The organism is Lactobacillus sp. UMNPBX4 (assembly GCF_002554115.1).
Classification (GTDB): Bacteria; Bacillota; Bacilli; order Lactobacillales; family Lactobacillaceae; genus Lactobacillus; species Lactobacillus gallinarum.
In genome coordinates, this window is the sequence record NZ_PCZF01000062.1 from 1 (window position 1) to 8,048 (window position 8,048).

At 39.5% G+C, this 8,048-nt stretch carries 11 protein-coding genes and 1 pseudogene; all 12 read left to right on the plus strand.

Going from position 1 to position 8,048, the window contains the following annotated elements:
• A pseudogene (locus CP355_RS10325) lies at nt 1–681 on the plus strand (hypothetical protein); the annotation flags it as partial.
• 47 nt (nt 682–728) lie between these two features.
• Entirely contained in the window at nt 729–1,172 is a 444-nt protein-coding gene (locus tag CP355_RS08965) for a hypothetical protein (protein WP_087712500.1), read from the plus strand.
• A 170-nt stretch (nt 1,173–1,342) separates the two neighbouring features.
• Nucleotides 1,343–1,828: a hypothetical protein gene (locus CP355_RS08970; RefSeq protein WP_087712499.1), complete on the plus strand. Its 486-nt coding sequence runs from the start codon at nt 1,343–1,345 to the stop codon at nt 1,826–1,828.
• A 1-nt stretch (nt 1,829) separates the two neighbouring features.
• Nucleotides 1,830–2,144 carry a hypothetical protein gene (locus CP355_RS08975; protein WP_087712498.1) on the plus strand — a complete coding sequence of 105 codons (315 nt, stop codon included), beginning with the start codon at nt 1,830–1,832 and terminating at the stop codon, nt 2,142–2,144.
• 228 nt (nt 2,145–2,372) lie between these two features.
• Nucleotides 2,373–2,591, plus strand: coding sequence for a hypothetical protein (locus tag CP355_RS08980; protein WP_087712497.1), 219 nt, complete (start codon nt 2,373–2,375; stop codon nt 2,589–2,591).
• Between the two features lie 21 nt (nt 2,592–2,612).
• Nucleotides 2,613–2,849, plus strand: a complete 237-nt coding sequence (locus CP355_RS08985) for a DUF2922 domain-containing protein (RefSeq protein WP_087712496.1) — start codon at nt 2,613–2,615, stop codon at nt 2,847–2,849.
• A gap of 246 nt (nt 2,850–3,095) precedes the next feature.
• Nucleotides 3,096–3,248 carry a YvrJ family protein gene (locus CP355_RS08995; protein WP_087712505.1) on the plus strand — a complete coding sequence of 51 codons (153 nt, stop codon included), beginning with the start codon at nt 3,096–3,098 and terminating at the stop codon, nt 3,246–3,248.
• Nucleotides 3,249–3,277: 29 nt separating this feature from the next.
• The gene (locus CP355_RS09000) at nt 3,278–4,054 is read left to right on the plus strand and encodes a site-specific integrase (RefSeq protein WP_233185850.1); all 777 of its coding nucleotides are present in this window, start codon (nt 3,278–3,280) and stop codon (nt 4,052–4,054) included.
• 13 nt (nt 4,055–4,067) lie between these two features.
• Nucleotides 4,068–4,412 carry a single-stranded DNA-binding protein gene (locus CP355_RS09005; RefSeq protein ID WP_089150218.1) on the plus strand — a complete coding sequence of 115 codons (345 nt, stop codon included), beginning with the start codon at nt 4,068–4,070 and terminating at the stop codon, nt 4,410–4,412.
• A gap of 255 nt (nt 4,413–4,667) precedes the next feature.
• Entirely contained in the window at nt 4,668–5,672 is a 1,005-nt protein-coding gene (locus tag CP355_RS09010) for a replication initiation factor domain-containing protein (protein WP_233185849.1), read from the plus strand.
• A complete protein-coding gene (locus CP355_RS10630; protein ID WP_233185848.1) occupies nt 5,672–6,469 on the plus strand; it encodes a LysM domain-containing protein in 798 nt (265 codons plus the stop codon). Before CP355_RS09010 ends, CP355_RS10630 begins: the two co-directional genes overlap by 1 nt.
• 1,107 nt (nt 6,470–7,576) lie before the next feature.
• Nucleotides 7,577–8,048, plus strand: a 472-nt coding sequence (locus CP355_RS09025; RefSeq protein WP_143468929.1) for a replication initiator protein A, incomplete at its 3' end; no start/stop codon positions are given.

Sequence of the window (8,048 nt, forward strand, 5' to 3'; positions counted from 1 at the left end):
ATTTTCGAACTTCCAGACCACAAGGCCTCAGCCCTACAGCCACAAGGAAGTTCGATTTTCGAACTTCCGGAAAACGGGGCCTCAGCCCTACAGCCACAAGGAAGTTCGAAAATCGAACCCTATCTATACTATACTTCTTCTGAAGATACAATTAAGACACAGGAAAATACTCAATTAGATTTCTCCCCAAGTAATTACACTCCTGCAGAAATCGATGCACAAAATAAAGACTTAGTAAAAAATGCTGCTAACTACTACACTCAAACTGATACAAAAGACACAGTTATCTTTAACCAAGATACTTATAAACTGTTAAGTATGTGGGTTAAAACTCCTAAAGATTTGGCTAGAATAACTGGCATCGTTCTTAATGCTAAGAACAGTGTTGTTAAGGAGTTAAAAAAGCAAAATATAAAATATGCTGAAGCTGTTTTGAATATTGATGGTAATCGTAAGTTAAGTTCAAGTGATATTCAGTTCCTCAATGAAATGGGAATCGAGCCTCATAAACTACAAAAAGAAATCAGCAATACGATGAGACGGGTACTTAATCGGACGCGAAGAATATATGACGAAGGTAAAAAAGTTAATATCGAAAATTACATCTTTGGAGCTTATAAGAATATGTTCCAGAATTACGCGGATGAAATTCTAGAAAAAAGAGAAGCTATCAGCAATTAATATATGCGTGCATCAATGCGCACTAGTGCAAACAAAAGGAGAAAATTATGTCTAAAAAATTCTACACAGTCGCTGATATTGCAAAGTCTACAGGCTATAATCGTTCAACAATTACTCGTTGGCTGGCTAAGCATAAAATTAAAAATGCACAGATGAAAGGTAATGCACCTTTATACTCTGCACAAGTGTTAGAAGACTTTAAGAAAGCCCATGATAATAGGGATACTAAGCCAGATGCAAAGGAAGCTTTGATGCAGGAAAAAAATGCGCGCATTAAGGCACTATCTGAAGAAGTGGAATTCTTAAAATCACAGCTGGCTATTAAAGATCAACAGATAGATACAGCTAATAGATTAGCTGACCAGGCACAGAAATTAAATCTCGCTGATAAACCACAACTAATGCATAAAGACAGTGATGAGACGAGCTCTGAGAAGTTAGATTCAGATAAAAAGACTGATAAACACTGGTATAGTTGGATTTTTAGATAGATTAACTAAAAATGATAAAAAAATGTGTATTAACTATTGATATTTAATGCTAATTTTATAAAATGATAAACAAATTGAAACAAGCCTATTCTGGAATAAAGCAATAGGTATTATTATTTTTTGTAAACATTTAGTATGTTTGCGTTTTATAAGGAGTGAGAATAATGAAATTGAAAAAGGTTGTATTCACGTCATTAGTAACGCTTCTGTTAAGTGTTCCCACTGCTGAAGTAGTTTCAAATAGTGTGCAAGCTGCCGAAGTGACATCTTCTTCGACTCAAACGGCTTCTGATAGCAGTACACAGACTTTTCAAGTACCAACCAATGGTATTTCTTTTCAGAATGAACAATCATTAAATGAATCAAAAATTGGTTGGGGAAAAGGTGCTAAGGTTGCAGTTAAAGCAGTATTAAAAAATCGAAATAAATTAGTTAGTGCCGTAGGAAAAGTGGCAGGAAGAAAAGCTGCTGTAGAAGTTGGAAATGTTCTCAATAAAGTTACTCCCACGCTAAGAAAACTTTCAAGATGGGAAGATTTATCATTTAAGGCAGTTCAAGATCAAATTGCTAGTGCATTAATCGCATCACATGTTAACCCAAGTACCGCTAGAACATTAGCATATTGGATTAGATTAGGTCTGGAGTTGTTGGTCTAAAATGCATGAATCTGATGAATTAACATATACACTGTATTTGATGAGATCCGTTTTGCGTGATTGTATTGATAAACTGGATTTCCCACCTAATAGAGAAGCATTTCTCTTGTACTATGGGATTTCTTCAAAACAATCTGATGAAATTGACAAGCTATTTTTGGATATTCTCAGACAGAAGGACAAAATTAGTTTTACAGATTTCAAACAGATACTGAATGAAAAATTGGATACTGATTTTGACTCTCAGATTGTTAAAGCAATGTTGCAGGCATATAAAGATTATCAGCCATTGGCTATTTCAAAAATTATTGAGTAATACAATTCTATTTAATTATGGCTTTGCACAAAGCATAACTATTTGTTATAATAAAACCACATCAAGAAAGACATAAATTTAAGAAAAGAAACTAAGCAATGATGTATCGCGAAGAAAGTAATCGCAGAGAAAGCATCATTGCTTTTTTTGATGCTTTCGCAAGTAATTTTCGAGTTTCACACTCTCGACCTTTAACAGAAATCAATCTAAGAAAAAGGAGTGACTAAAATGGCACAAACCGCAGAATTAGTAGACAGAAAAGCTAAATTTGTGATGGGAACTAAGCTTGCTAAGGGCGGCCAGTATAACTTTACCCTTCAAAATTTGAAGGATGGAGCAACACCAGATGCAATTTATGCAGTAAGCGAAGCTTTAACAGATGTTTTTGACGCATCATGTGATGAAATCTATGCAGTAGACAACTCACGTGTTGTCCCACAAGCTTAATCATAGAAAGGAGAATAGACCATGAAGAAGGTTTTAAAATTAAAGTTTAAGACTGCAGAAGACAAAACTAGCATGATCACTGTTAGATATCCTAAGCAGGATCTTTCAGCTGAAACTGTTAAGTCTGCTATGCAAAAGATCGTTGATGCCGCAGCCTTTGAAAAAGACGGCGTAGCTATCTACGCTAAGGTTGTTGGTGCTGAGTACTACACCACTCAAACTGACGATATCTTTGCATCAGATGCAAAAGCTGAATAATGCTTAAGGGAAGGGATTTGGTTCCCTTCCCGTTTTTTGTAAGGAGAGAAAATGAAGGACTATCTAAATTTAGTAGGATATGCTCAGCCCATATATCGTAAATGTGAGCTTTGCAGTCGGGTTAAGGATGTCAGCTACCGCTTGGATGTTAAAAACGCTGAGAGCTCAAATATGCTGGTCGGATCGCTCGATTTATGCAAGGTTTGTGCTTCAAACATGGGTGAGATTATCCGGAAAGGATAAGATATGGACATTTTTAAGATGATTATGGATCAAGCTGCTGGGGTGGCAATCGCAATTTTGCTGATAATGCGCATAGAAACTAAGCTGGATGGGCTTACAAATGCTGTTATCAAGCTATCTGAAGCAATTCGGCCCACTGGCAAAGATTCATTGTAGACACACGACCAATTTCTATATTTACGCAAATGGAAAAAATCGAAGAATTTTTAGAAGATATGCGTGCTGAAGGTCGCGCCGAGGGGACTTTACGAGAATATGAGCGAAGATTGAAAAAGGTAAAAAAAATGGGCATCGACCTAGAAAAGTGTTCACGGGTTTCTACAATCCGTGGAATTTTATCGACAATCCATGTATATTTGGTTTGGTCATATAGCAAAGGGTATATTTCTGAGGTGCCGATCAGACCTGCGGATTACCCTAAAAATGTCAAAGTCAAACGAATCAAACGTTTGACCGACGAAGAACTGAAGATTTTTAAAGCTTACATCGATGGTCTTCAGGAAAATGCGAGAGCCGCCTTTTGGCTCATGTATGGCAGTGGGTGCCGTGTAGGCGAAGCCGCGCATCTTCGGCCAGAAGACATCACTCTGCGCGGAAAAACCGTCTACATCGACATTCACGAAGCCAAGTGGGGCAGCGATAGATGCATACCGATTATCGATCAGACAGCAGCAGAAATAGTTTGGAAGTATCGTGCCGAGCTAGAAGTCGATAATCGCCCGCTTTTTAGAGTATCTAAGCGGACTTTGCAAGGCTATGCCACAAATTTTGCCAAAAAGACCGGCATACCTTTTCACTGTCACCTGCTTAGACATACCTTTGCGGCGCTTTTAACTGAAAAAGGAGTGCCACTGACAACTGTGCAGTATTTGCTTGGACATAAAAGCCTTGGTATGACTGCGCACTATGCTCAGTCTGCACTAGTAGATTTGAGCGATTTAACACCGAAAATTGAATTATAGGAGAAGATTAGAGATGAATGATATTAAGTTACTTGGAAGATTAACAAATGCACCTGAATTAAAGAAAAGTTCCAACGGTCGTGACTATGCTTGGTTTACCGTTGCCGTACCTCGACAAAATAATCGAGATGAGGCGGATTTCATCAGGTGCGTTGCTTTTGACAAGCTAGCAGTTGCGACTGCCCAGCATTGCGGAAAGGGTCGACAGGTCTTGTGTCAAGGTCGTCTCCAAGTTTCTACTTCAATTGACGATGATACCAAGTGTGTCAGATATCATCATACAATCGTGGTATCGACTATTAATTTCTTACATGATCCAAATAGATCCACTGCTATGGAAACCAAAATGGCAGCGTAGTTAACTAAAACTAAAGGGCTGTCAACGGTACCGCAGGACTTGCAAAGTCCGAGGATAAGGAGTTGACAGCTTTTTTCGCTTTAAAGCTATAAACAAGGAAACCAACAAAGTTGGCTTCCTTGCCTAGCGGCGAGCGTGGGGGTTGGGGCTAGCCCCAAGAAAAAGAAGAGTTTCGTACTTAACACCCCCTATTACTAATAGGGGGGTAATAGGGGGGTAATAAATACATGAATGCAGAAAAAAAGGATAGAGACAATGTTAAAAGTACAAATTGACTGGCTAGAGTTTACCGTGCTTAACACTCAATTACCCAAGGTGATTAACACGTTAGATCTTGGTTGGATGGATTTTTCACCGTTGGCCAAGGGAAGATTCGGGTACCATAATCAACTCAAATGGCAAGGTGGCAGTATTTTCGTCATGTTTACCGCCAATTCTGATGTTGTTGACCTGGATACTAAAATCAACCCGCAGAGCGGCATACACGTCATGATTACAGGACAAGGCTGCAGACAATACTCCGCAAAGCATGATCTAATGCACCTTATCCGCGTCCTCTCAGCACATGAACGCGTGAATTTTACGAGAATTGACCTGGCAGTCGATGATTTTGAATCAAAAATAGTCAGTTATGACAAAATTCACGATGCCGCGATCAAAGGGCACTTTACCTCTCGCTGGAGTAAATGGGACGAAGTCACGTCAAGACAAACGTCGACCAATGCATTTTTAGGTAGGACGATGTATTTCGGCTCTCAGGCTTCAGATCTTTTTTGCCGAGTATATGACAAGACGCTAGAGCGTAAGATTAATTCAGATCAGAAAGATATTCCTGAAAAATGGACACGCCTTGAAATGGTTTATCGCAAAGATCGCGCGAAAAAACTGGTAGATCACATGATAAATGGTCATAAATCTCCAGGCTACGTGCTGAGAGGAAGCCTCAAACAGTACTTACGATTTATTTTGCCGATAGCTGATCGAAATCAAGCCAGATGGCCCACGGCTCCTTGGTGGAGTGAACTTTTATCAAATGTCGAAAAACTACAGCTCACAATTGAAAAAGAAGATAAAACAATCGAAGACATGATTTCTTGGGTCGACCGTCAAATTTCTCCAACGCTTTCAGCTATTTTAGAGGCTCATGAGGGTGATTTAGCCTGGTTTAGATCAATTCTAGTCGAAGGCTCAAAAAGGCTCTCACAGAAGCATAAAGACGCAATTACACAATTTTTACAAAAGGAAGGAACTCCAGCATAATGTCACAAATGACTACTACAATTCAAACTCCACCAAGAACAGTAACTACCCAAAATTACCCTAGAATGGCTTATTGTTCAGCTATTACCACATCAACCCCTGAACACTATGAACGCTTGAAAATGCTTGGTATTAATACAGTAAGTGTGTGCTTGCACGTTTCAGGATTTGAGTATCATAAATTTGCAACCATTCATACTGACCTAGCGCGTAAGGCAGAGATGACCACACATGCTTTTATGATTACTGACCTTCATGAGCATATTGATGATGTCATTGCTTTTACCAAGCGTTTGGTAAAGCTCTATTACACCAGTAAGAGCAAAATTACCCTTTTGATAAACAGCGATAGATTCTGCAAGAATCGTGAAGAACGGATTATCGAAATGATCGATTTACTCTCTCGTTACCACGACCGCTCCTGCATTGATCTAGCCTTCTTCAAGCGTGACCTAGATGATGGCTTGTATGATCTGTCTAAACTGCCGAAAATGATTAATTTAACCATTATTAATTGCGGTGCCAAGGCTTCAGGCGTCCCGGAAGCTGGCACATGGGTTTATACTGATGAAGTGGAGGGCGATGTACAGTATCTGGCCTATGATTATTACGGCTACTATACTGACGACAGCGGCTATCAGCTTTCCTTGGTCGACTTTGACTATGTGGCACAACCTGGTGATACCTGGTACTCAATTGCATGCAGACATGGCATGCCTGTAGTTGATTTGCTCGCACTCAATCGGGCGATAGCAGAAGATCGCATATTTGCCGGACAAGTAGTCCGCATTGCTTAGTTTGCTTTTGTGCATGGTGCGGCGTAGTGCCGCGCGGTTGTAGACAGGAAGGCTCCTCAATAGCCTTAAGTAAGCCAATCGCTCACTATCCCATCCTTCTAATAAAAGTGGGCGATTGGCTTACTCGCTATTGAGGAGACTTCCCATGTGGTCGTTGCCAAAGCGAAGCCGCACCATGCACAAAAGCCTTATATCCTTGAAATAACAAAAAATGCACCTGTATCTGGTGCATTTTTGTGTTCCATGAAAGATATAAGGGTATCAGGAATAGCCCTCCGCAATGCCGTGTCTGCCCTGCGCCGGTCGAGCCACGCCTGCGGACGCGTCTCTCCTTATCGGCTCGGTCAGCCAGTCAAAGCTACAGGCTATTCCTGATACCTAAATTGCACTACTCATTAAAATAGCAATTTTAATGATAGCTGGTATTAACCCGCATTTTTACGACATTTTTACCAGGACCATGTTTTTTACTTTGTGAAATAAAACCGTACACAATTCAAAAAGCCCATAAATTAGGCTTTTTATTTTTGCATATTTACAAAATTCACAAACTTTCCAGGTAACAAAAAAAGCGGTCAGTTGACCGCCGTCCTTAGACATGTCCTTACTCACGCAAGAACATTTCCTCAATCCTATAATTATTATAACATGGTAAAATAAATTTGGCATGTCTATGCCCCTACATCGCTGTAAAAAGCTAGAAAGGAGCAATATCATGCAAGAAGTAATTTTCTCAATCCTAACTATTCTGTTTTTGCACGAACTTCACTTAGTCCTACATGAACTAAATGAAATGCTTAAGCGTTAAAAGTAATGCATTAACAGACCAAAGCCGTCCTTCGGGGCGGCTTTTTTGGTAGCAAAAAGGCGATAGAATCGCACAAACGTGGGTTCCATCGCCTTTGGTAATTTGGTATAATATACCTAAATCAATAAAAAAAGCACTTACAGAATTGGTAGTTCGGGCAGGTGCTTTGATTAATATTTCGTTTGATAATATTATACAACAAGTTTTCCCTTGGTCAAAGGGCAAACTCTATTTAATGCAACACGAATAATTAATTAAAGCCCCTGCAAGTGCTTCACACACAGAAAGGGGCTTTTAAAATGCCAAAAAAGAATTATTACAATGTCAATCAAGAATATGCTGAGAAGTTTTACCAGCTTCCTATGGTCTTCTTTACCAATGAAAAGTATAAGCCACTGAAATTAGAAACTAAGGTGGCATACGCAATCCTTAAAGATCGTTTCTCCTACTCCGTTAAAAACAATTGGGTTGACGACAATGGCAATATTTACTTCATCTTCACTAACCAAGAGTTAATGAACATGCTTAATTGCGCTAAGGAAAAAGTAGTTAAGATCAAAAAGGAACTAGAAAAAGCAAATTTACTTGAGCAAAAAAGAATTGGATTGAATCAACCTAATAGATTATATTTGCTCCGACCAGAAGTAAATGCCGACGATGTGTACCTAATTTCACACCACAATGACCCCTCAGCCCTACAGCCACAAGGAAGTTCGATTTTCGAACTTCCAGACCACAAGGCCTCAGCCCTACAGCCACAAGGAAGTTCGA

What these genes read in the sequence shown, in the direction of transcription:
- CP355_RS08980 (WP_087712497.1), top strand. Translation starts at nt 2,373, where the DNA reads ATGGCACAAACCGCAGAATTAGTAGACAGAAAAGCTAAATTTGTGATG.
- CP355_RS08975 (WP_087712498.1), top strand. Translation starts at nt 1,830, where the DNA reads ATGCATGAATCTGATGAATTAACATATACACTGTATTTGATGAGATCC.
- CP355_RS08985 (WP_087712496.1), top strand. Translation starts at nt 2,613, where the DNA reads ATGAAGAAGGTTTTAAAATTAAAGTTTAAGACTGCAGAAGACAAAACT.
- CP355_RS08965 (WP_087712500.1), top strand. Translation starts at nt 729, where the DNA reads ATGTCTAAAAAATTCTACACAGTCGCTGATATTGCAAAGTCTACAGGC.
- CP355_RS08995 (WP_087712505.1), top strand. Translation starts at nt 3,096, where the DNA reads ATGGACATTTTTAAGATGATTATGGATCAAGCTGCTGGGGTGGCAATC.
- CP355_RS09010 (WP_233185849.1), top strand. Translation starts at nt 4,668, where the DNA reads ATGTTAAAAGTACAAATTGACTGGCTAGAGTTTACCGTGCTTAACACT.
- CP355_RS09000 (WP_233185850.1), top strand. Translation starts at nt 3,278, where the DNA reads ATGGAAAAAATCGAAGAATTTTTAGAAGATATGCGTGCTGAAGGTCGC.
- CP355_RS09005 (WP_089150218.1), top strand. Translation starts at nt 4,068, where the DNA reads ATGAATGATATTAAGTTACTTGGAAGATTAACAAATGCACCTGAATTA.
- CP355_RS10630 (WP_233185848.1), top strand. Translation starts at nt 5,672, where the DNA reads ATGTCACAAATGACTACTACAATTCAAACTCCACCAAGAACAGTAACT.